The sequence below is a fragment of the Streptomyces eurocidicus genome (assembly GCF_002891295.1).
In the GTDB taxonomy this organism is placed as follows: domain Bacteria; phylum Actinomycetota; class Actinomycetes; order Streptomycetales; family Streptomycetaceae; genus Streptomyces; species Streptomyces eurocidicus.
The window spans coordinates 28944-50369 of record NZ_LGUI01000001.1 but is presented as its reverse complement, the minus strand read 5'-3'; the positions used below and the strand labels follow the sequence as shown (position 1 = coordinate 50369).

16 protein-coding genes are annotated in these 21426 nt (G+C 71.2%); 11 read left to right on the top strand and 5 right to left on the bottom strand.

Annotation, left to right across the window (positions count from 1 at the left end):
• Nucleotides 1-119: 119 nt before the first annotated feature.
• The 11 genes from uvrC (at nt 120) to pgi (ending at nt 14453) form a co-directional block, all read left to right on the top strand.
• Nucleotides 120-2129, top strand: coding sequence for an excinuclease ABC subunit UvrC (gene uvrC, locus AF335_RS00210; protein ID WP_102916219.1), 2010 nt, complete (start codon nt 120-122; stop codon nt 2127-2129).
• A 142-nt stretch (nt 2130-2271) separates the two neighbouring features.
• A complete protein-coding gene (gene rapZ / locus AF335_RS00205; protein WP_184743166.1) occupies nt 2272-3204 on the top strand; it encodes an RNase adapter RapZ in 933 nt (310 codons plus the stop codon).
• A complete protein-coding gene (locus tag AF335_RS00200) occupies nt 3201-4250 on the top strand; it encodes a gluconeogenesis factor YvcK family protein (protein ID WP_102916217.1) in 1050 nt (349 codons plus the stop codon). The genes rapZ and AF335_RS00200 overlap by 4 nt, the downstream gene beginning before the upstream one ends.
• Nucleotides 4241-5248, top strand: coding sequence for a DNA-binding protein WhiA (gene whiA / locus AF335_RS00195; protein WP_030366605.1), 1008 nt, complete (start codon nt 4241-4243; stop codon nt 5246-5248). Before AF335_RS00200 ends, whiA begins: the two co-directional genes overlap by 10 nt.
• Nucleotides 5249-5468: 220 nt before the next feature.
• Entirely contained in the window at nt 5469-8444 is a 2976-nt protein-coding gene (locus AF335_RS00190; protein WP_102916216.1) for a M14 family metallopeptidase, read from the top strand.
• Nucleotides 8445-8630: 186 nt separating this feature from the next.
• Nucleotides 8631-9635: a type I glyceraldehyde-3-phosphate dehydrogenase gene (gap, locus tag AF335_RS00185; RefSeq protein WP_102916215.1), complete on the top strand. Its 1005-nt coding sequence runs from the start codon at nt 8631-8633 to the stop codon at nt 9633-9635.
• 151 nt (nt 9636-9786) lie between these two features.
• On the top strand, nt 9787-10998 hold the full coding sequence (locus AF335_RS00180) for a phosphoglycerate kinase (protein ID WP_102916214.1): 1212 nt from the start codon (nt 9787-9789) through the stop codon (nt 10996-10998).
• Between the two features lie 6 nt (nt 10999-11004).
• Nucleotides 11005-11781, top strand: a complete 777-nt coding sequence (gene tpiA / locus AF335_RS00175) for a triose-phosphate isomerase (RefSeq protein ID WP_102916213.1) — start codon at nt 11005-11007, stop codon at nt 11779-11781.
• 113 nt (nt 11782-11894) lie between these two features.
• The gene (gene secG / locus AF335_RS00170) at nt 11895-12125 is read left to right on the top strand and encodes a preprotein translocase subunit SecG (protein ID WP_183147250.1); all 231 of its coding nucleotides are present in this window, start codon (nt 11895-11897) and stop codon (nt 12123-12125) included.
• A 233-nt stretch (nt 12126-12358) separates the two neighbouring features.
• Complete coding sequence (locus tag AF335_RS00165) at nt 12359-12646, top strand: RNA polymerase-binding protein RbpA (protein WP_058044931.1); 288 nt, start codon at nt 12359-12361, stop codon at nt 12644-12646.
• 154 nt (nt 12647-12800) lie between these two features.
• Nucleotides 12801-14453, top strand: coding sequence for a glucose-6-phosphate isomerase (gene pgi, locus AF335_RS00160; RefSeq protein ID WP_102916952.1), 1653 nt, complete (start codon nt 12801-12803; stop codon nt 14451-14453).
• Between the two features lie 278 nt (nt 14454-14731).
• Here the strand turns inward: pgi and pgl are convergent, their stop codons facing one another.
• Genes pgl through tkt form a run of 5 tightly spaced genes read right to left on the bottom strand, consistent with a single transcriptional unit; the run spans nt 14732 to nt 21334 of the window.
• Nucleotides 14732-15511, bottom strand: coding sequence for a 6-phosphogluconolactonase (pgl, locus tag AF335_RS00155; RefSeq protein ID WP_102916212.1), 780 nt, complete (start codon nt 15509-15511; stop codon nt 14732-14734).
• On the bottom strand, nt 15508-16572 hold the full coding sequence (gene opcA, locus AF335_RS00150; protein WP_102916211.1) for a glucose-6-phosphate dehydrogenase assembly protein OpcA: 1065 nt from the start codon (nt 16570-16572) through the stop codon (nt 15508-15510). The genes pgl and opcA overlap by 4 nt, the downstream gene beginning before the upstream one ends.
• On the bottom strand, nt 16569-18095 hold the full coding sequence (gene zwf / locus AF335_RS00145; RefSeq protein WP_102916210.1) for a glucose-6-phosphate dehydrogenase: 1527 nt from the start codon (nt 18093-18095) through the stop codon (nt 16569-16571). Before zwf ends, opcA begins: the two co-directional genes overlap by 4 nt.
• Before the next feature lies 1 nt (nt 18096).
• Nucleotides 18097-19212, bottom strand: a complete 1116-nt coding sequence (gene tal, locus AF335_RS00140) for a transaldolase (protein ID WP_102916209.1) — start codon at nt 19210-19212, stop codon at nt 18097-18099.
• A 34-nt stretch (nt 19213-19246) separates the two neighbouring features.
• The gene (gene tkt / locus AF335_RS00135; RefSeq protein WP_102916208.1) at nt 19247-21334 is read right to left on the bottom strand and encodes a transketolase; all 2088 of its coding nucleotides are present in this window, start codon (nt 21332-21334) and stop codon (nt 19247-19249) included.
• Between the last annotated feature and the right edge of the window lie 92 nt (nt 21335-21426).

The window sequence follows — 21426 nt, the reverse complement described above, 5'->3', positions numbered from 1 at the left end:
CCGGTGCCCACCGCCCGGGGGCCGGAAGGCGCCGCCGGGCGCCGGGACGGCGGGCGCGGAGGTGCCGGCCGACCGGCTCGGCGGGGGAGTTGTCACTGCCCGCAAGTAGGCTGTGTGACATGGCCGACCCCAGCAGCTACCGACCCAAGCCGGGACAGATCCCCGACTCGCCGGGGGTCTACAAATTCCGTGACGAGCACGGCCGCGTGATCTACGTCGGGAAGGCGAAGAGCCTGCGCCAGCGGCTCTCCTCGTACTTCCAGGACCTCGCCGGCCTGCACCCCCGCACCCGCACCATGGTCACCACGGCCGCCGCCGTCGAGTGGACCGTGGTCTCCACCGAGGTCGAGGCGCTCCAGCTCGAATACTCCTGGATCAAGGAGTTCGACCCGCGCTTCAACGTGAAGTACCGGGACGATAAGAGCTACCCCTCCCTCGCCGTCACCATGGGCGAGGAGTTCCCCCGCGTCCAGGTCATGCGCGGCCCCAAGAAGAAGGGCGTGCGCTACTTCGGCCCGTACGCCCACGCCTGGGCGATCCGCGAGACCGTCGACCTGATGCTCCGCGTCTTCCCCGTCCGGACCTGCTCGGCCGGGGTGTTCAAGCGCTCCGCCCAGATCGGCCGCCCCTGTCTGCTCGGCTACATCGGCAAGTGCTCCGCCCCCTGCGTCGGCCGGGTCGACGCACAGGAGCACCGCGAACTGGCCGAGGACTTCTGCGACTTCATGGCCGGCCGCACCGGCACCTACCTCCGCCGCCTGGAGCAGGCGATGCACGAGGCCGCCGAGGAGATGGAGTACGAGAAGGCGGCCCGGCTGCGCGACGACATGGAGGCCCTCCGCCGCGCCATGGAGAAGAACGCCGTCGTCCTCGCCGACGCCACCGACGCCGACCTGATCGCCGTCGCGGAGGACGAACTGGAGGCCGCCGTCCAGATCTTCCACGTGCGCGGCGGCCGGGTGCGCGGCCAGCGCGGCTGGGTGACGGACAAGGTGGAAGCCGTCGACACCGCGGGCCTGGTGGAGCACGCCCTCCAGCAGCTCTACGGCGAGGAGAAGGGCGACGCGGTCCCCAAGGAGGTCCTCGTCCCGGCCCTGCCGGACCCCGCCGGGCCCGTCACCCAGTGGCTCACCGACCGCCGCGGCGCCCGGGTCGACCTGCGCATCCCGCAGCGCGGCGACAAGAAGGACCTGATGGCCACGGTCCAGCGCAACGCCCAGCAGGCCCTCGTCCTGCACAAGACGAAGCGCGCCTCCGACCTGACCACCCGCTCCCGTGCCCTGGAGGAGATCGCGGAAGCCCTCGGGCTGGACTCCGCGCCGCTGCGCATCGAGTGCTTCGACATCTCCCACCTCCAGGGTCAGGACGTCGTCGCGTCCATGGTCGTCTTCGAGGACGGCCTCGCCCGCAAGAGCGAGTACCGCCGCTTCCAGATCAAGTCCTTCGCCGGCCAGGACGACGTCCGGTCCATGCACGAGGTCGTCTCCCGCCGCTTCCGCCGCTATCTCGTGGAGAAGGTGAAGACGGGGGAGTGGCAGGAAGGCGCGGAGGAGGCGGACGGGCCGGAGGACACCGTGGGAGGCGTCGCCCCGGGCGAGGCCCGCGAGGACGACGGCCGCCCCAAGCGCTTCGCCTACCCGCCGCAGCTCGTCGTGGTCGACGGCGCCGGGCCGCAGGTGGCCGCCGCCCGCCGGGCGCTGGACGAGCTGGGCATCAGCGACGTCGCCGTCTGCGGCCTCGCCAAGCGCCTGGAAGAGGTCTGGCTGCCGGGCGAGGACGACCCCGTCGTCCTGCCGCGCAGCAGCGAGGGCCTCTACCTCCTCCAGCGCGTGCGGGACGAGGCGCACCGCTTCGCCATCGCCTACCAGCGCGGCAAGCGCGCCGGGGTGCTGAAGGCCGGCCCCCTCGACACCGTGCCCGGCCTCGGCGACACGCGCAAGAAGGCCCTGCTCAAACACTTCGGCTCGGTCAAGCGGCTGCGCGCCGCGACGGTCGAGCAGATCTGCGAGACGCCCGGCATCGGCCGGAAGACGGCGGAGACCGTCGCGGCGGCGCTCGCCGCCACGGCCCCGCCCGCCCCCGCGGTGAACACCGCGACTGGCGAGATCATGGACGATGCGGAGGAATGATGGAAGGGGACGCGGGCGGCTGTCGGCCGCCGGCGGCGTACGGGCGGCCGGCAGCCGGTGTTCGGCCCCCGGACATCAGAAGACCGCAGTATGGAGGACGGGGTCGCGACCGCGGCGCCGTCGGCAGAACGGGGGTAGCAGCATGACCGGGACCGATCGAGACGGAGCACAGGTGAGTACGGGCACGACGGCGGACGCGGCCGGCGAGACGACGGGCATCCCCGAACTGGTGATCATCTCCGGCATGTCGGGGGCGGGCCGCAGCACCGCCGCCAAGTGCCTGGAGGACCTCGGCTGGTTCGTCGTGGACAACCTGCCGCCCGCCCTGATCCCCACCATGGTGGACCTCGGCGCCCGCTCGCAGGGCAACGTGGCCCGGATCGCCGTGGTCGTGGACGTCCGCGGCCGGCGCTTCTTCGACAACCTCCGGGAGTCCCTCGCCGACCTGGCCGCCAAGAAGGTCAAGCGGCGAGTGATCTTCCTGGAGGCGTCCGACGACGCCCTGGTGCGCCGCTTCGAGTCGGTGCGCCGCCCGCACCCGCTCCAGGGCTCCGGCCGCATCGTCGACGGCATCGCGGCCGAGCGCGACCTGCTGCGCGAGCTGCGCGGCGACGCCGATCTGGTGATCGACACCTCCAGCCTCAACGTCCACGAGCTGCGCGCCAAGATGGACGCCCAGTTCGCGGGCGAGGAGGAGCCGGAGCTCCGCGCCACCGTCATGTCCTTCGGCTACAAGTACGGCCTCCCCGTCGACGCCGACCTCGTGGTGGACTGCCGCTTCCTGCCCAACCCGCACTGGGTCCCGGAGCTGCGCCCCTTCACCGGGCTCAACGAGGAGGTCTCGGGCTATGTCTTCAACCAGCCCGGCGCCAAGGAGTTCCTCGACCGCTACACCGAGCTGCTCCAGCTCATCGCCGCCGGCTACCGCCGCGAGGGCAAGCGCTATGTGACTATCGCGGTCGGCTGCACCGGTGGCAAGCACCGCTCCGTCGCGATGTCCGAGAAGCTCGCCCACCGCCTGGTCTCCGAGGGCGTCGAGACCGTCGTCGTGCACAGGGACATGGGGCGCGAGTGACCGGCCGCACGTTCCGGCTGCGCCGGGGCCGTCGCCTGGTCCCCGCCCGTGCCACCGGGCGGGGCGGCCGCGTCGGCCGCGGCGCACAGCCCAAGGTCGTCGCCCTCGGCGGCGGCCACGGCCTGTCCGCGTCGCTGACCGCGCTGCGCCGGATCACCGGCGATCTGACGGCCGTCGTCACCGTCGCCGACGACGGCGGCTCCAGCGGCCGGCTCCGCGACGAGCTGGGCGTGCTGCCCCCGGGCGACCTGCGCAAGGCGCTCGCCGCCCTGTGCGGCGACGACGACTGGGGCCAGACCTGGGCCCGGGTGATCAAGCACCGCTTCGCCAGCGAGGGCGACCTGCACGGCCACGCCGTGGGCAATCTGCTGATCGTCGCCCTCTGGGAGCAGCTCGGCGACCACGTCCAGGCCCTGGACCTGGTCGGCAAGCTCCTCGGCGCGCACGGCCGGGTGCTCCCCATGTCCGCGGTCCCGCTGGAGCTCCAGGCGCTCGTCCGGGGCCATGACCCCGCCGAGCCCGAGGCCGTCAGCACCGTCCGCGGCCAGGCCACGGTGGCGCTCACCCCCGGCGAGGTGCAGTCCGTGCACGTGGTGCCGGAGGACCCGCCGGCGGTCCCCGAGGCCGTCGCCGCGGTCCTGGACGCCGACTGGGTGGTGCTCGGTCCGGGCTCCTGGTTCTCGTCCGTCATCCCGCACCTTCTGGTGCCCGAGCTGCTCGAAGCGCTCCAGGAGACCAAGGCCCGGCGGGTCCTCTCGCTGAACCTCGCGCCCCAGCCCGGTGAAACCGATGGCTTCTCCCCGCAGCGTCATTTGGAGGTTTTGGCCCGACACGCCCCTAAACTCGCCCTGGACGTGGTGCTGGCCGACGAGGCCGCCGTGCCCGACCGAGAGAGCCTCACCGATGCCGCCAAGCGGCTGGGGGCCGCGGTCGAGCTGGCGCCGGTCGCCGCGCCCGACGGCTCCCCGACCCATGACCCGGAGCTGTTGGCCGCCGCGTACGACCGTATTTTTCGGATGCATGGAAGGATCGGCCCATGGCGATGACGGCAGCGGTGAAGGATGAAATCTCCCGGCTCCCCGTCACCCGGACCTGCTGCCGGAAAGCGGAGGTCTCGGCGATCCTGCGGTTCGCGGGCGGTCTGCACCTGGTGAGCGGGCGCATCGTGATCGAGGCGGAGCTGGACACCGGGATCGCCGCCCGGCGGCTCCGCAAGGACATCCTGGAGATCTTCGGACACGCCTCCGACCTGGTGGTGATGGCCCCCGGCGGGCTGCGCCGCGGCAGCCGGTACGTGGTGCGGGTGGTGGCGGGCGGTGATCAGCTCGCGCGCCAGACCGGCCTGGTCGACGGCCGCGGCCGGCCGATCCGTGGCCTGCCGCCCCAGGTCGTCTCCGGTGCCACCTGCGACGCGGAGGCCGCCTGGCGCGGTGCCTTCCTGGCCCATGGCTCGCTCACCGAGCCCGGCCGCTCGTCCTCCCTGGAGGTCACCTGCCCCGGCCCGGAGGCCGCGCTCGCGCTGGTCGGCGCCGCCCGCCGGCTCCAGATCGCGGCCAAGGCGCGCGAGGTGCGCGGAGTGGACCGGGTGGTCGTCCGGGACGGTGACGCGATCGGCGCGCTGTTGACGCGACTGGGTGCACATGAGTCGGTGCTCGCGTGGGAGGAGCGGCGGATGCGCCGCGAGGTGCGGGCCACGGCCAACCGCCTCGCCAATTTCGACGACGCCAATCTGCGCCGTTCGGCCCGTGCCGCCGTCGCCGCCGGAGCCCGGGTCCAGCGCGCGCTGGAGATCCTCGGCGAGGAGGTGCCGGAGCACCTCGCCGCCGCCGGCCGGCTGCGCATGGAGCACAAGCAGGCGTCCCTGGAGGAGCTGGGCGCCCTCGCCGACCCGCCGCTGACCAAGGACGCCGTCGCCGGCCGCATCCGGCGCCTGCTGGCCATGGCCGACAAGCGCGCCCAGGACCTGGGCATCCCCGGCACCGAGTCCAACCTCTCGGACCTCTCGGACCTCTCCGAGGAGATGGCCGAGGGCATGGCGGGCTGACCCGCCCGCGGGGGCGCCCCCGTCCTCGCCCGCCTTCACCCGGCCGCCGCCGCCCCTGCGGCGCCGGCCGGTGTCACCGCCCCCGGCGCCCCGCGCGCCGGGGGCGGTCGCGCGTCAGCGGACCGGGGCCGCCCCTCCTGAGGCGGTATTGACATGATCATGTGGGCTCGCAAGCCTGGCGTCCGTGCAGGGACGGGACAGACAACGGCAAGGGGGGCTCATGAGACGCAGGGCGAGATCGCTCGTCGCGGCCGCTTCGCTGTTACTCGGCGGACTGGCCATGGCACCCATCGCACAGGCGCGACCCGGCACCACGGCGGCCACGGCCGAGAGCACGGCGAAGGACACCGGACCGCTCTCCGTATGGACCGCCGAGGTCGGCGCCGCCCAGATCCCGCTGCTCCTCAAGGCGGGCGCCGACGGGCACGAACTCGGCGAACGGATCACCGCCGGCCGCACCGCGCCGGTCGAGCTGTACCTCACCGCCGCCCAGGCCGGGACGCTCCGCCGGCAGGGCGTGGACCTCACCGAGAAGAAGATCTCCGCGAAGACCCAGGAACGGCTCAAGGCGGCGGGCGACGGGGTCTTCCGCCCGTACAGCGGGGAGCACGGCCTCCAGCGGGAGATCAACGACACCGTCCGCGCCCACCCCGGCCTGACCAAGGTCGTCAGCATCGGCAAGTCCGTACGCGGCCAGGACATCCTCGCCGTGAAGGTCACCAAGGACGCCCGCCGCACCGGCGACGGCGACCGGCCCGCGGTGCTCTACATGTCCAACCAGCACGCCCGTGAGTGGATCACGCCGGAGATGACGAGGCGGCTGCTCCACCACTACCTCGACAACTACGGCAAGGACGAGCGGATCACCCGGCTGGTGGACCGCACCGAGCTGTGGTTCCTGCTCTCCGCCAACCCGGACGGCTACGACTACACCTTCCAGAGCCCGGGCACCCGGCTGTGGCGCAAGAACCTCCGGGACAACGACGGCGACGGCAAGATCGCCCCCGGCGACGGCGTCGACCTCAACCGCAACTTCCCCTACAAGTGGGGCTACGACAACGAGGGCTCGTCCCCCCGGCCGGCCTCCGAGACCTACCGGGGCCCGGCCGCCGCCTCCGAGCCGGAGACCCGGGCCCTCGACGCCTTCCAGAAGCGCATCCACTTCCGCACCGCCGTCAACTACCACTCGGCCGCCGAACTGCTGCTCTACGGGGTCGGCTGGCAGGTCGCCACGCCCACCCCGGACGACAACGTCTACCGCGCGCTGGCGGGCACCCCGGAGAAGTCCGCCATCCCCGGCTACCGCCCCCAGCTCTCCTCCGAGCTGTACGTGACCAACGGCGAGGCGGACGGGCACGCGGCCAACGTCAACGGCACGATGATGTTCACCCCGGAGATGTCGACCTGCCAGACCGCCTCCCGCGTCGACCCGAACGACGCCTGGAACCCGGCCGACTGCCGCTCCTCGTTCACCTTCCCGGACGACGAGAAGCTGATCCAGCAGGAGTTCGCCAAGAACATCCCCTTCGCGCTGTCCGTCGCCGAGAGCGCCGCCCACCCCGACACCCCGGCCTCCACCGTCGGCCTCACCGCCCCCGACTTCGTCCCCGACGCCTTCACGACCTCCTACGCGCGGGGCGAGGAGCAGCGGGTGGCCGTCACCGCCCGCAAGAGCCTCGGCGACAAGCTCCTCAACTACCGCGTGGACGGCGGCCGTACGCACATCGAGGAGCTGACGCCCTGGGAGGGCGGCGACCGGTACGGAGGCGAGGACAACCTCCAGTACGACCAGTACCGCGCCTCCGTCGAGGGCGCCGAGGTCGGTTCCAGCGTCCAGGTCTGGTTCACCGGCCGCACCCGCGAGGGCAGGAACACGGCCAGCGAGCCCTTCACCTACAAGGTGGCCGACCGCCCGCGCGCCGACACCCTGGTCCTCGCCGACGAGGGCGGCTCAGCCCCGTCCGCGCACCTCGCCGCCTACACCAAGGCCCTCGCCGACGACGGGCGCGGGGCCGCGGTCTGGGACGTCGCCAAGGACGGTGAGCCGCACCCGCTCGGCGTGCTCGGCAACTTCACGACCGTCGTCTGGTACTCCGGTACGAACAAACCCGGCGGCGACACCCTGCTCGCCGTGCGCGCCTTCCTCAACGAGGGCGGCAAGCTCGTCGCGGCGGGCACCGAGGCGGGCGGCCGGGCCCGGATCGGCGCCGCGGAGTCCGACGACTTCAGCCAGTACTACCTCGGCGCGGGCGGGCGGATCGGCCATCCGGCGCCACCGCGCTTCACCGGTGCGGGCAAGCTCGCCGGAGCCACCGCGGGCCTCGCCGGCACCACCGCGGGCAGCCCGCTCGCCACGGCCGGCGCCTACAGCCCCGTCTCGGACGAACTGCCGCCCGCGACCTTCCCGCAGTTCCGCAGCGAGCCCGCCGGTGAGTACGCCGGCGGCGCGCGGTCACCCTTCCAGCCGTACGAAGGCGACTGGATGGCCGCCGCCCGGCACCAGGACAACGCCTGGATGCGGCTGTCGCGCACCGTCGACCTGACCGGGGCGAGCGCCGCGGACAAGCCGAACCTGGGCGTCCGGCTCAGCACCGACACCGAGCAGGGGTACGACCACGCCGTGCTGGAGGCCCGCACCGCCGGCCAGGACGACTGGACCACGCTCCCCGACGCCGGCGGGGGCACCGGCCGGACGCCGCCCACCGACTGCGCCGCCGCCCTCCGGCTGCACCCCGCCCTCGCCCACTACCTGACCGTGCGCGACGACGGCTGTGCGCCCCAGGGCACCACGGGCGCCTGGCACAGCTTCACGGGACCCACCACCGGATGGCGGCAGGTCACCTTCGACCTCAGCCCCTACGCGGGGAAGAAGGCCGAGCTGGCCCTCTCGTACATCACCGACGCGGGTGACGGGGGCCGTGGTGTCCTCGCCGACAGCGCCACCCTCACGGTAGGCGGCACCGTCCGGGACACCGAGGGCTTCGAGACCTCCCTCGGTCCCTGGGCCGCGACGGGACCGCCCGCCGGCAGCCCGGCGAAGACCGGGGACTGGGCGCGCTCGCAGGCGCTCGCCCGCTTCTCCGCGGCCGTCACCACCCGTGACACGGTGCTGCTGGGCTTCGGTCTGGAGCACATCCCGGACGCCCGGGAACGCGCCACGCTCCTCGGCGCGGCCCTGCGTGCCATCGGCGGCTGACACCCGTCGCAGCGCGGCCCGGGGCACCCCGTCCCGAGGCCGCGCAATTGTGCCTGAGGCCGCCCACTTGTGCAAGACCCTTCAATGTCACATACCCCTCTACTTAGAGGTAGGGTCGTTGGTGGTCGGGGACTTCCCATACAGCCGCCGGCGGACAGACCGGCAAACCAACGAGGAGATCGGTTCGTGACGATCCGCGTAGGCATCAACGGCTTTGGCCGTATCGGTCGTAACTACTTCCGCGCGCTGCTGGAGCAGGGTGCGGACATCCAGATCGTCGGTGTCAACGACCTGACCGACAACGCCACCCTGGTCCACCTGCTGAAGTACGACACCATCCTGGGTCGTCTGAAGCAGGAGGTCAGCCACACCGACGACTCGATCACCGTCGGTGACATGACCTTCAAGACGATGGCCGAGCGCGACCCGGCGAACCTGCCGTGGGCCGAGCTGGGCGCCGACATCGTCATCGAGTCCACCGGCATCTTCACCAAGAAGGCCGACGCCGCGAAGCACATCGCCGCCGGCGCCAAGAAGGTCCTGATCTCCGCGCCCGCCAAGGACGAGGACATCACCATCGTCATGGGCGTCAACCAGGACAAGTACGACGCGGCCAACCACCACGTCATCTCCAACGCCTCCTGCACCACCAACTGCGTGGCGCCGATGGCCAAGGTTCTCGACGAGAACTTCGGCATCGTCAAGGGCATGATGACCACGGTCCACGCGTACACCAACGACCAGCGGATCCTGGACTTCCCGCACTCCGACCTGCGTCGCGCCCGCGCCGCCGCGGAGAACATCATCCCGACCTCCACCGGTGCCGCCAAGGCCACCGCGCTGGTCCTCCCGCAGCTGAAGGGCAAGCTGGACGGCATCGCCATGCGCGTCCCGGTCCCCACCGGCTCGGTCACCGACCTGGTCCTGGAGCTCGACCGCGAGACCAGCAAGGAAGAGATCAACGCCGCCTTCCAGAAGGCCGCCGAGGGTCAGCTCAAGGGCATCCTGGAGTACACCGAGGACGCGATCGTCTCCTCCGACATCGTGAACTGGCCGGCCTCCTGCACCTTCGACTCGTCCCTGACCATGGTCCAGGGCAACCAGGTCAAGGTCGTCGGCTGGTACGACAACGAGTGGGGCTACTCCAACCGCCTGGTCGACCTGACCGTCTTCGTCGGCGGCCAGCTCTGATCGTTCCCTGACAGCACTGTCAAGGGCACCGAGATGTAGTAGGGGACGGGGCTCGTGCGACGCTATGGCGCGTCGTACGGGCCCCGTCCTATGACTGTCCCCCCGCTTTCGCCGGGCGGGGCCCCATCACGGAAGTCACCGGAGTCACTGCATGAAGACGATCGACGAACTCCTCCAGGACGGCGTCGAGGGCAAGCGGGTCTTCGTCCGCGCCGACCTCAACGTGCCGCTCAACGGCACCACCATCACCGACGACGGCCGCATCCGCGCCGTCGCCCCGACGATCGCCAAGCTCGCCGAAGCCGGCGCCAAGGTGATCGTCGCCTCCCACCTGGGCCGTCCCAAGGGCGCCCCGGACCCCCAGTTCTCCCTCGCCCCGGCCGCCACGCGGCTCGGCGAGATCCTGGGCAAGCCGGTCACGTTCGCCACCGACACGGTCGGGGACAGCGCGAAGGCCACCGTCGCCGCACTGGCGAACGGCGAGGTCACGCTGCTGGAGAACCTCCGTTTCAACGCGGGCGAGACCAGCAAGGACGACGCCGAGCGCGGCGCGTTCGCCGATCAGCTGGCGGCCCTGGCCGACATCTACGTCGGCGACGGCTTCGGTGCGGTGCACCGCAAGCACGCCTCCGTGTTCGACCTCCCGGCGCGCCTCCCGCACGCCGCCGGCGATCTGATCGCCACCGAGGTCGGCGTCCTGAAGAAGCTCACCGAGGACGTCGCGCGCCCCTACGTGGTGGTGCTCGGCGGTGCCAAGGTCTCCGACAAGCTGGGTGTCATCGACAACCTGCTGGAGAAGGCCGACCGCATCCTCATCGGCGGCGGCATGTCGTACACCTTCCTCAAGGCCAAGGGTCACGAGGTCGGCATCTCGCTGCTGCAGGAGGACCAGATCCCGGTCTGCCTGGAGTACCTGGCACGGGCCGAGAAGCGCGGCGTGGAGTTCGTCCTCCCCGTCGACGTCCTGGTCTCCGCCGACTTCCCGGACCTGAAGACCAAGGCCCCGGCCAACCCGGAGCTCGTCGCCTCGGACGCCATCCCGGCGGACAAGGAGGGCCTGGACATCGGCCCGAAGACGCGTGAGCTCTACGCCTCGAAGCTCGCCGACGCCGGCACCGTCTTCTGGAACGGCCCGATGGGCGTCTTCGAGCACCCCGACTACGCCAATGGCACCAAGGCCGTGGCGCAGGGCCTGCTCGACAGCGATGCCTTCACCGTCGTCGGCGGTGGCGACTCGGCCGCGGCCGTGCGCCTGCTGGGCTTCGACGAGAATGCTTTCGGCCACATTTCGACCGGCGGCGGCGCCAGCCTCGAGTACCTCGAGGGCAAGACGCTCCCCGGCCTCGCCGCACTGGAGGACTGAACCACCGTGACTGACCGCACCCCGCTGATGGCGGGCAACTGGAAGATGAACCTCAACCACCTTGAGGCCATCGCGCACGTCCAGAAGCTCTCCTTCGCGCTCGCCGACAAGGACTACGACGCCACCGAGGTGGCCGTCCTGGTCCCCTTCACCGACCTGCGCTCGGTGCAGACGCTGGTCGACGGCGACAAGCTCAAGATCAAGTACGGCGCCCAGGACCTCTCGGCGTACGACTCCGGCGCCTACACCGGCGAGATCTCCGGCGCCATGCTGGCCAAGCTGAAGTGCACCTACGTGGCCGTCGGCCACTCGGAGCGCCGCCAGTACCACGGCGAGTCGGACGAGGTCTGCAACGCCAAGGTCAAGGCCGCCTACCGGCACGGCCTGACCCCGATCCTCTGCGTCGGCGAGGGCCTGGACGTCCGCAAGGCCGGCGCCCAGGTCCCGCACACCCTCGCGCAGGTCGACGGCGGTCTCAAGGACATCCCGGTCGAGCAGGCCGAGACCATCGTGATCGCCTACGAGCCGGTGTGGGCCATCGGCACCGGCGAGGTCGCGACCCCCGAGGACGCGCAGGAGGTCTGCGGTGCCATCCGCGGCCGCCTCGCCGAGCTGTACGGCCGTGAGGTCGCCGACAAGATCCGCATCCAGTACGGCGGCTCCGTCAAGTCCGGCAACATCGCCGCGATCATGGCGCAGCCCGATGTCGACGGTGCCCTGATCGGCGGCGCCGCGCTGGACGTGGACGACTTCGTCAAGATCGTCCGCTTCCGCGACCAGTAGCAGCGCTATGACGACGGGTGCTGCCCGTCGTACCCTGTCGGGGCCGGGACCGGTGCTTTGCGCCGCCCGGCCCCTCACCGTTCCAGTCCGAGAGAGTTGGTCCAGCCGTGGTCATGGGGTTCTCGATCGCCCTCATCGTCTTCAGCCTGCTGATGATGATGCTGGTGCTCATGCACAAGGGGAAGGGCGGCGGCCTGTCCGACATGTTCGGTGGCGGCATGCAGTCCTCCGTCGGCGGCTCCTCGGTCGCCGAGCGCAACCTCGACCGCATCACCGTGGTCGTCGGTCTGCTGTGGTTCGCGTGCATTGTCGTACTCGGCCTGCTGATGAAGCTCGATAGCTGACGTACCGTCGTGGACGCGGCCTATCATTGAGGTCGCGTCCTTGCGGCCGGGCTGTAACTCCAGCCACTGGACGCGCGTTGGGCCTTACGTAGACTGGGGCGCCCGCAGCGGAGCCGTTCCGCAAGGCCCCGTGGCGCAGCCGCTATCCGGCACAGTGCAGCACCATCACGCAGGGAGTTACGACCGTGGCAAGTGGCAACGCGATCCGAGGGAGTCGGGTCGGAGCGGGGCCGATGGGGGAGGCCGAGCGGGGCGAGTCCGCGCCGCGCCTCCGCATCTCCTTCTGGTGTTCCAACGGGCACGAGACGCAGCCGAGCTTCGCCAGTGACGCACAGGTACCGGACACCTGGGACTGCCCGCGCTGCGGCTTCCCGGCCGGTCAGGACCGGGACAGTCCGCCGGACCCGCCGCGGACGGAGCCCTACAAGACGCACCTCGCCTATGTACGTGAGCGGCGGAGCGACGCGGACGGCGAGGCGATCCTCGCCGAGGCGCTCGCCAAGCTCCGCGGAGAGATCTGAGCGGCGCGACACACTGAAGCGGCCCGGCCGCGCACCTGTCACCAGGGGCGCGGCCGGGCCGTTTCCGATGCGGGGGGTCGTCTCATACCGAGTCCTGATCAATTAGGTTGGAATCCGGCGGGGTGGCTACGAGAGAAGTGGGCTGATGTCCGAGATGAACGCAGGGAGCCGCGGCAGGCTCGACCAGACGCCTGAGTGGAACGCGCTGGCCAAGCACCGGGAAGAGCTCGGGGAGGTGCAGCTGCGGAAGCTGTTCGCGGACGACCCGCGACGGGCCGAGCGCCTGTCGCTCACCGTGGGCGATCTGCACCTCGACTACTCCAAGCACCTCGTCACCGACGAGACGCTGCGCCTGCTGCGCGCGCTCGCGGAAGCGACCGGGGTCGCGGAGCTCCGGGACGCCATGTTCCGCGGCGAGAAGATCAACAACACCGAGGACCGCGCCGTGCTGCACACGGCGCTGCGGGCCCCCGAGTCGGCCGTCGTCAAGGTCGACGGGGAGAACGTCGTACCGGCCGTGCACGCCGTGCTGCGCAAGATGCAGGTCTTCGCCGACCGGGTCCGTTCGGGTGACTGGAAGGGCCACACGGGCTCCCGGATCAGGAACGTCGTCAACATCGGCATCGGTGGTTCCGACCTCGGTCCGGCGATGGCGTACGAGGCGCTGCGCGCCTTCACCGCCCGCGATATGACGTTCCGTTTCGTGTCGAACGTGGACGGCGCGGATCTGCACGAGGCCGTGCGGGACCTGGACCCCGCCGAGACGCTCTTCATCGTCGCCTCGAAGACCTTCACCACCATCGAGACCGTCACCAACGCCACCTCCGCCCGCAACTGGCTGCTGACCGGCCTGGGCGCGGGCGAGGAGGCGGTGGCCAAGCACTTCGTGGCGCTGTCGACGAACGAGGAGAAGGTCTCCGAGTTCGGCATCGACACCGCTAACATGTTCGAGTTCTGGGACTGGGTCGGCGGCCGTTATTCGTACGACTCGGCCATCGGGCTCTCCCTGATGCTCGCCATCGGCCCGGACCACTTCCGGGAGATGCTGGCCGGCTTCCACCTCGTCGACGAGCACTTCCGCTGCGCGCCGGCCGAGGAGAACGTCCCGCTGCTGCTCGGCCTGCTCGGTGTCTGGTACGGCAACTTCCACGGCGCGCAGTCGCACGCGGTGCTGCCCTACAGCCACTACCTGTCCAAGTTCGCCGCGTACCTCCAGCAGCTCGACATGGAGTCCAACGGCAAGTCGGTCGACCGCGACGGGCGCCCCGTCGACTGGCAGACGGGCCCGGTGGTGTGGGGCACCCCGGGCACCAACGGCCAGCACGCGTATTACCAGTTGATCCACCAGGGCACAAAGCTGATCCCCGCGGACTTCATCGGCTTCGCCAAGCCGGTCGACGACCTGCTGCCGGGGCTGGTGGCCCAGCACGACCTGCTGATGGCCAACCTCTTCGCCCAGGGCCAGGCGCTCGCCTTCGGCAAGACCGCCGAGGAGGTGGCGGCGGAGGGCGTCCCCGCGGAGCTGGTCCCGCACAAGACGTTCCGCGGCAACCACCCGACGACGACCATCCTCGCGGGTGAACTCAGCCCGTCGGTGCTGGGGCAGCTGATCGCTCTGTACGAGCACAAGGTGTTCGTCCAGGGCGCGATCTGGAACATCGACTCCTTCGACCAGTGGGGGGTGGAGCTGGGCAAGGTGCTCGCTAAGCGGGTGGAGCCGGCGCTGACGGCCGGCGCGGAGGTGCCGGGGCTGGACGGGTCGACGGCGGCGCTGGTGGCTCGCTACCGCGAGCTGCGGGGGCGCTAGCCGCGGGCTTTTTCCCCACCCCGCCCCTTCCCGTAACCGGGGGCTGACGCCCCCGGGCCCCCTTTCCGCGCTGACGCGCGGTGTCCTCAAACGCCGGACGGGCTGATTTTCAGCCCGTCCGGCGTTTGAGGACCGGGGTCCGGGGCGGAGCCCCGGTTACGGGAAGGGGCGGGGCTGGGGAAAAAGCCCCGCGCAGCGGCACCCCGCACCCGGACACGGCGATGGCCCGCCTCCCTGGGATCAGGAGAGGCGGGCCATCGCCGTGAACAGACCACCCGTCAGGGTGAAGCCGGCGGGTACAGATCCCGCGGCAACTTCGCCGCCGCCGCCGCGTCCAGCAGCCACAGCGTCCGGCGGCGCCCGTACGCCCCCGCCGCCGGTGCCTGGATCTCGCCCGCTCCGGACAGCGCCATCGTCACCGCGTCGGCCTTGTCCTCGCCCGCCGCGAGCAACCAGACCTCCCGCGCCGCGCGGATCGCCGGCAGGGTCAGCGAGACCCGGGTCGGCGGCGGCTTCGGCGCGCCGTGCACGCCGACGACCGTGCGCTCGGTCTCCCGGACACCCGGCAGCTCGGGGAAGAGCGAGGCCACGTGCGTGTCCGGGCCGACGCCCAGCAGCAGGACGTCGAAGGACGGCACGGGACCGTGGTCCTCGGGACGCGCGGCCGCCGCGAGCTCGGCCGCGTAGGCCGCGGCCGCCGCGTCCGCGTCGTCGTGGGTGCCGTCGGCCGCGGGCATGTAGTGCACCCGGGCCGGGTCCAGGCCCACCGCGTCCAGCAGCGCCTCGCGCGCCTGGGTGGCGTTGCGCTCGGGGTCGCCCTCGGGCAGGAACCGCTCGTCGCCCCACCACAGGTCCAGGCGCGACCAGTCCACCGCGTCCCGCGCGGGCGCGTCGGCGAGGGCCGCGAGCAGCCCGTTGCCGTTGCGCCCGCCGGTGAGGACGACGGAGGCCGAGCCGCGCGCGGCCTGGGCGTCCACGATCTTCGTGATCAGCCGGGCCGCCGCGGCCTGCGCCATCAGCTCCTTGTCCCGGTGGACGACGATCTGGGGGGTGCTCACTTGCCGGCCGCCTTCTTGCCGGTGGCCTTCTTGGCGGGCGCCGGCGTGGCGGCCGGCTCGGCCTCCGGGGCGTCCGCGGCGTCCTTGGCCTTGGCGTCCTTGGCGGGGGCCGGGGCCTCGGCCGTCGGCGCGGACCCGTCGTTCAGCCGCGCCACGCCGTACTTCAGCGCGGACTCGTAGGTGATGTCCGGGTCGAGGCGGCGCAGCTCCTCCGCGAGGAGCTCCGCGGTGTCGCGCCGGTTGAGCGCGACGGCGCGGTCCGGCTGGCCCGGCATGCACAGGGTGGCCAGGGTGCCGTTGGGGCGGTCCAGGACGATCTGGCCGTTCTTGGTCTCCATACGGACGGCGGTGAGGCCGGGCCCCTCGGAGACGGTCCGCTTCACGGGGATGCCGAGGCGGTCGGCCAGCCACATCGCGAGCAGCTCGCCGCTCGGGTTGTAGCCCTCGCCCTCGACCTCCGCCGACAGGACGTCGACCTGCTGCTGGTCCAGGGCGGCGGCGAGCATAGAGCGCCATGGCGTGATCCGGGTCCAGGCCAGGTCGGTGTCGCCGGGCGTGTAGTGCGCGGCGCGGGCCGACACCTCCGCGAGGGGGTCCTCGGCGGCGTAGGTGTCGGTGACCCGGCGCTGGGCCAGGGCGCCCAGCGGGTCCTTCTCGGGGTTGATCGGGGAGGAGACCGGCCACCAGACGACCACGGGGGCGTCGGGCAGCAGCAGCGGCAGCACGACCGACTGGGCGTGGTCGATGACGTCGCCGTAGAGCCGCAGCACCACGGTCTCGCCGGTGCCGGCGCTGGTGCCGACCCGGACCTCGGCGTCGAGGCGGGCCTTGGCGCGGTCGCGCGGGGAGCGGCTCACGCGCTTGATGACGACCAGCTTGCGCGAGGGGTGCTCGCGGGAGGCGTCGTTGGCCGCCTTGAGCGCGTCGTAGGCGTGCTCCTCGTCGGTGACGATGACGAGGGTGAGCACCATGCCGATGGCCGGGGTGCCGATGGCGCGGCGGCCCTGGACCAGAGCACTGTTGATCTTGCTGGACGTGGTGTCCGTGAGGTCCATCTTCATGGCCGGCGCCAGCTCCGTCCGTCTCGTGCGAGCATCTCGTCCGCCTCGACCGGGCCCCAGGTGCCGGCGGGGTAGGACGCGGGCTTGCCGTGGGTGTCCCAGTACCGCTCGATCGGGTCGAGGATCTGCCAGGACAGCTCGACCTCCTTCAGGCGGGGGAAGAGGTTGGCGTCGCCGAGCAGGACGTCGAGGATGAGCCGCTCGTACGCCTCGGGGCTGGACTCGGTGAACGACTCGCCGTAGGCGAAGTCCATCGAGACGTCCCGGACCTCCATCGAGGTGCCCGGCACCTTGGAACCGAACCGCAGGGTGACGCCCTCGTCCGGCTGCACCCGGATGACCAGGGCGTTCTGCCCCAGCTCCTCGGTCGCGGTGTGGTCGAAGGGCGAGTGCGGGGCGCGCTGGAAGACGACCGCGATCTCGGTGACGCGGCGGCCGAGCCGCTTGCCCGTGCGGAGGTAGAAGGGGACGCCCGCCCAGCGGCGGTTGTCGATCTCCAGCTTGATCGCGGCGTAGGTGTCGGTCTTGGAGGCGGGGTCGATGCCGTCCTCCTCCAGATAGCCGACGACCTCCTCGCCGCCCTGCCAGCCGTGCGCGTACTGGCCGCGGACGGTCTCCTTGCCGAGGTCCTTGGGCAGCCGGACGGCGCCCAGCACCTTGGTCTTCTCCGCGACGAGCGCGTCCGCGTCGAAGGAGGCGGGCTCCTCCATGGCGGTCAGCGCCAGCAGCTGGAGCAGGTGGTTCTGGATGACGTCACGGGCGGCGCCGATGCCGTCGTAGTAGCCGGCGCGGCCGCCGATGCCGATGTCCTCGGCCATGGTGATCTGCACATGGTCGACGTACGACCGGTTCCAGATCGGCTCGAAGAGGGTGTTGGCGAACCGGAGCGCCAGGATGTTCTGGACGGTCTCCTTGCCCAGGTAGTGGTCGATCCGGAAGACCTCTTCGGTCGGGAAGACCTCGTGGACGACCTTGTTGAGCTCTTGGGCGCTGGCCAGGTCGTGGCCGAAGGGCTTCTCGATGACGGCACGCCGCCAGGAGCCCTCCTTCTGGTCGGCCAGGCCGTGCTTCTTGAGCTGCTGGACCACCTTGGGGAAGAACTTGGGCGGCACGGAGAGGTAGAAGGCGAAGTTGCCGCCCGTCCCCTGGGCCTTGTCGAGCTCCTGGATGGTGTCCTTGAGCGTCTCGAAGGCCACGTCGTCGTCGAAGTCGCCCTGCACGAACCGGCAGCCCTGCACCAGCTGCTGCCAGACCTCCTCGCGGAAGGGCGTACGGGCGTGTTCCTTGACGGCGTCGTGGACGATCTGGGCGAAGTCCTCGTTCTCCCAGTCACGGCGTGCGAAGCCGATGAGGGAGAAGCCCGGGGGCAGCAGCCCACGGTTGGCGAGGTCATAGACCGCCGGCATCAGCTTTTTCCGGGACAAATCGCCCGTGACGCCAAAGATGACCAGGCCCGACGGCCCCGCGATACGCGGGAGCCGTCGGTCCTGAGCGTCACGCAGCGGATTGCTGCTTGTGCTCAATTCACGCCTCCGGAGCGAGGCGCTTGAGCTCCGCCTCGGTGGACTTCAGAAGGTCATTCCAGGACTGCTCGAACTTCTCGACGCCCTCGTCCTCCAGGAGCTGCACGACCTCGTCGTACGAGATCCCGACCTTGGCGAGGGCGTCGAGCTCGGCCTTGGCCTGCTCGTAGGTGCCACGGACGGTGTCACCGACGATCTGCCCGTGGTCGGCCGTGGCCTCCAGGGTGGCCTCCGGCATGGTGTTCACCGTGTTGGGGGCGACCAGGTCGTCCACGTACAGGGTGTCCTTGTAGGCCGGGTCCTTGACGCCGGTCGAGGCCCACAGGGCGCGCTGCTTGTTGGCGCCGGCCTTCTCCAGGGCGGCCCAGCGGTCCGAGGAGAAGACCTCCTCGTACGCCTGGTAGGCCAGGCGGGCGTTGGCCAGGGCGGCCTTGCCGCGCAGCGCCTCGGCCTCCTCGGTGCCCAGCGCGTCCAGACGCTTGTCGATCTCGGTGTCCACGCGGGACACGAAGAAGGACGCGACCGAGTGGATCAGGTTCAGGTCCAGGCCCGCGGCCTTCGCCTTCTCCAGACCGGTCAGGTAGGCGTCCATGACCGCGCGGTAGCGCTCGAGGGAGAAGATCAGCGTGACGTTGACGCTGATGCCCTTGCCGATCACCTCGGCGATGGCCGGCAGGCCCGCCTTGGTGGCCGGGATCTTGATCAGGGTGTTGGGGCGGTCCACCAGCCAGGCCAGCTGCTTGGCCTCGGCGACGGTGGCCGTCGTGTTGTGGGCCAGCCGGGGGTCGACCTCGATGGAGACCCGGCCGTCCTGGCCGTCGGTCCGGTCGAAGACCGGGCGCAGGATGTCGGCGGCGTCGCGGACGTCCGCCGTGGTGATCATGCGGATCGCCTCGTCGACGGTGACCTTGCGGGCCGCGAGGTCGGCGAGCTGCTGCTCGTAGCCGTCGCCGCCGGAGATCGCCTTCTGGAAGATCGACGGGTTGGTGGTGACGCCGACGACATGGCTCTGGTCGATCAGCTCGGCCAGGTTGCCCGACGTGATGCGCTTGCGGGACAGGTCGTCCAGCCAGATCGCGACGCCTTCGTCGGAGAGGCGCTTGAGTGCGTCTGTCATGGGTTCTGCATCTCCTACTTGCTAGATGAGGGCGTCAGCGACGGTTGGCGTCGGCGTGCTCGATCGACTCGCGGGCGGCGGCCACCACGGCCTCCGTCGTCAGGCCGAACTCGCGGTAGAGGACCTTGTAGTCCGCCGAGGCGCCGAAGTGCTCCAGCGAGACGATCCGGCCGGCGTCGCCGACGTAGCGGTGCCAGGTCAGGCCGATGCCCGCCTCGACCGCGACCCGGGCCTTGACGTCCGGCAGCAGCACGCCGTCGCGGTACGCCTGGTCCTGCTCCTCGAACCACTCGACGGACGGCATCGAGACCACGCGGGTCGGGATGCCCTCGGCCTGGAGCGCCTCGCGGGCCTCGACGGCCAGCTGGACCTCGGAGCCGGTGCCGATCAGGATCACCTGCGGACGGCCGCCCTCGGCCTCGAACAGGACGTAGCCGCCCTTGGCCGCGCCCTCGTTGGCCTCGTACGTCGGGACGTTCTGGCGGGTGAGGGCCAGACCGTGCGGCGCCGGGTGGGTGGTGTGGCGCTTGGTGATCTCGCGCCAGGCGATCGCCGTCTCGTTGGCGTCGGCCGGGCGGACCATGTTCAGGCCCGGGATGGCGCGCAGGGCGGCCATGTGCTCGACCGGCTGGTGGGTCGGGCCGTCCTCGCCGAGACCGATGGAGTCGTGCGTCCACACGTAGGTGACCGGCAGCTTCATCAGGGCGGCCAGGCGGACTGCCGGGCGCATGTAGTCGGAGAACACCAGGAAGGTGCCGCCGTAGACGCGGGTGTTGCCGTGCAGCGCGATGCCGTTCATGGTCGAACCCATGGCGTGCTCGCGGATGCCGAAGTGGATCGTGCGGCCGTACGGGTTCGCCTCGGGGAGCGGGTTGCCCTCCGGGAGGAACGACGAGGACGCGTCGATCGTGGTGTTGTTCGAACCGGCGAGGTCGGCGGAGCCGCCCCACAGCTCGGGGATCACGCCGCCCAGCGCCTTGAGGACCTCACCCGACGCCTTACGGGTGGCGACGTCCTTGCCGGCCGGGAAGACCGGGACGGCCTTCTCCCAGCCGTCGGGCAGCTCGCCCGCGGTGATGCGGTCGAACTCCGCGGCGCGCTCCGGGTTGGCCTGGCGCCACTCCTGGAGCCGCTTGTCCCACGTGGCGTGGGCCTCGCGGCCGCGGTCGACGACCTTGCGGACGTGGCTGAAGACGTCGTCGTCGACCTGGAAGTCCTGCTCCGGGTCGAAGCCCATGACGCGCTTGGTCGCGGCGACCTCGTCGGCGCCCAGCGCCGAGCCGTGCGACGCCTCGGTGTTCTGGGCGTTCGGGGCCGGCCAGGCGATGATCGTGCGCGCCGCGATGATCGACGGGCGCTCGGTCTCCTCCTGCGCCGCCTTCAGGGCCGCGTGCAGCGCCCGGATGTCGAAGTCGCCGTTGGCGCCCTGCTCGATGCGCTGGACGTGCCAGCCGTACGCCTCGTAGCGCCCCAGGACGTCCTCCGAGAACGCCGTCTCGGTGTCGCCCTCGATCGAGATGTGGTTGTCGTCGTAGAGCGCGACGATGTTGCCGAGCTTCTGGTGGCCCGCCAGCGAGGACGCCTCGGCCGAGATGCCCTCCTCCAGGTCGCCGTCGGAGACGATCGCCCAGACGGTGTGGTCGAACGGGGAGGTGCCCTGCGGCGCCTCCGGGTCGAACAGACCGCGCTCGTAACGGGCGGCCATGGCCATGCCCACCGCGTTGGCGATGCCCTGGCCCAGCGGGCCGGTGGTGGTCTCGACGCCACGGGTGTGACCGTGCTCCGGGTGGCCCGGGGTCTTGCTGTCCCAGGTGCGGAACGACTTCAGGTCCGAGAGCTCCAGGCCGTAGCCGGCCATGAAGAGCTGGACGTAGAGGGTCAGGCTGGTGTGGCCGGGGGAGAGGACGAAACGGTCCCGGCCGGTCCAGTCGGCGTCACTCGGGTCGTGCCGCATCATCTTCTGGAACAGCAGATAAGCGGCCGGCGCCAGGCTCATGGCCGTGCCCGGATGGCCGTTGCCGACCTTCTGCACGGAGTCCATGGCCAGGACGCGGGCGGTATCGACGGCCCGCTGGTCCAGTTCGGTCCACTCGAGGTCTGTTGTGGTCGGCTTGTTGCTCACCCTCGGTCAGGGCTCCTCTCCACATGTTCTTGTCGCCGGGGGCGGTCTTCCGCCACGACGCGGCGCTGTCGAGCCTACCCCGCAGGGGAGGG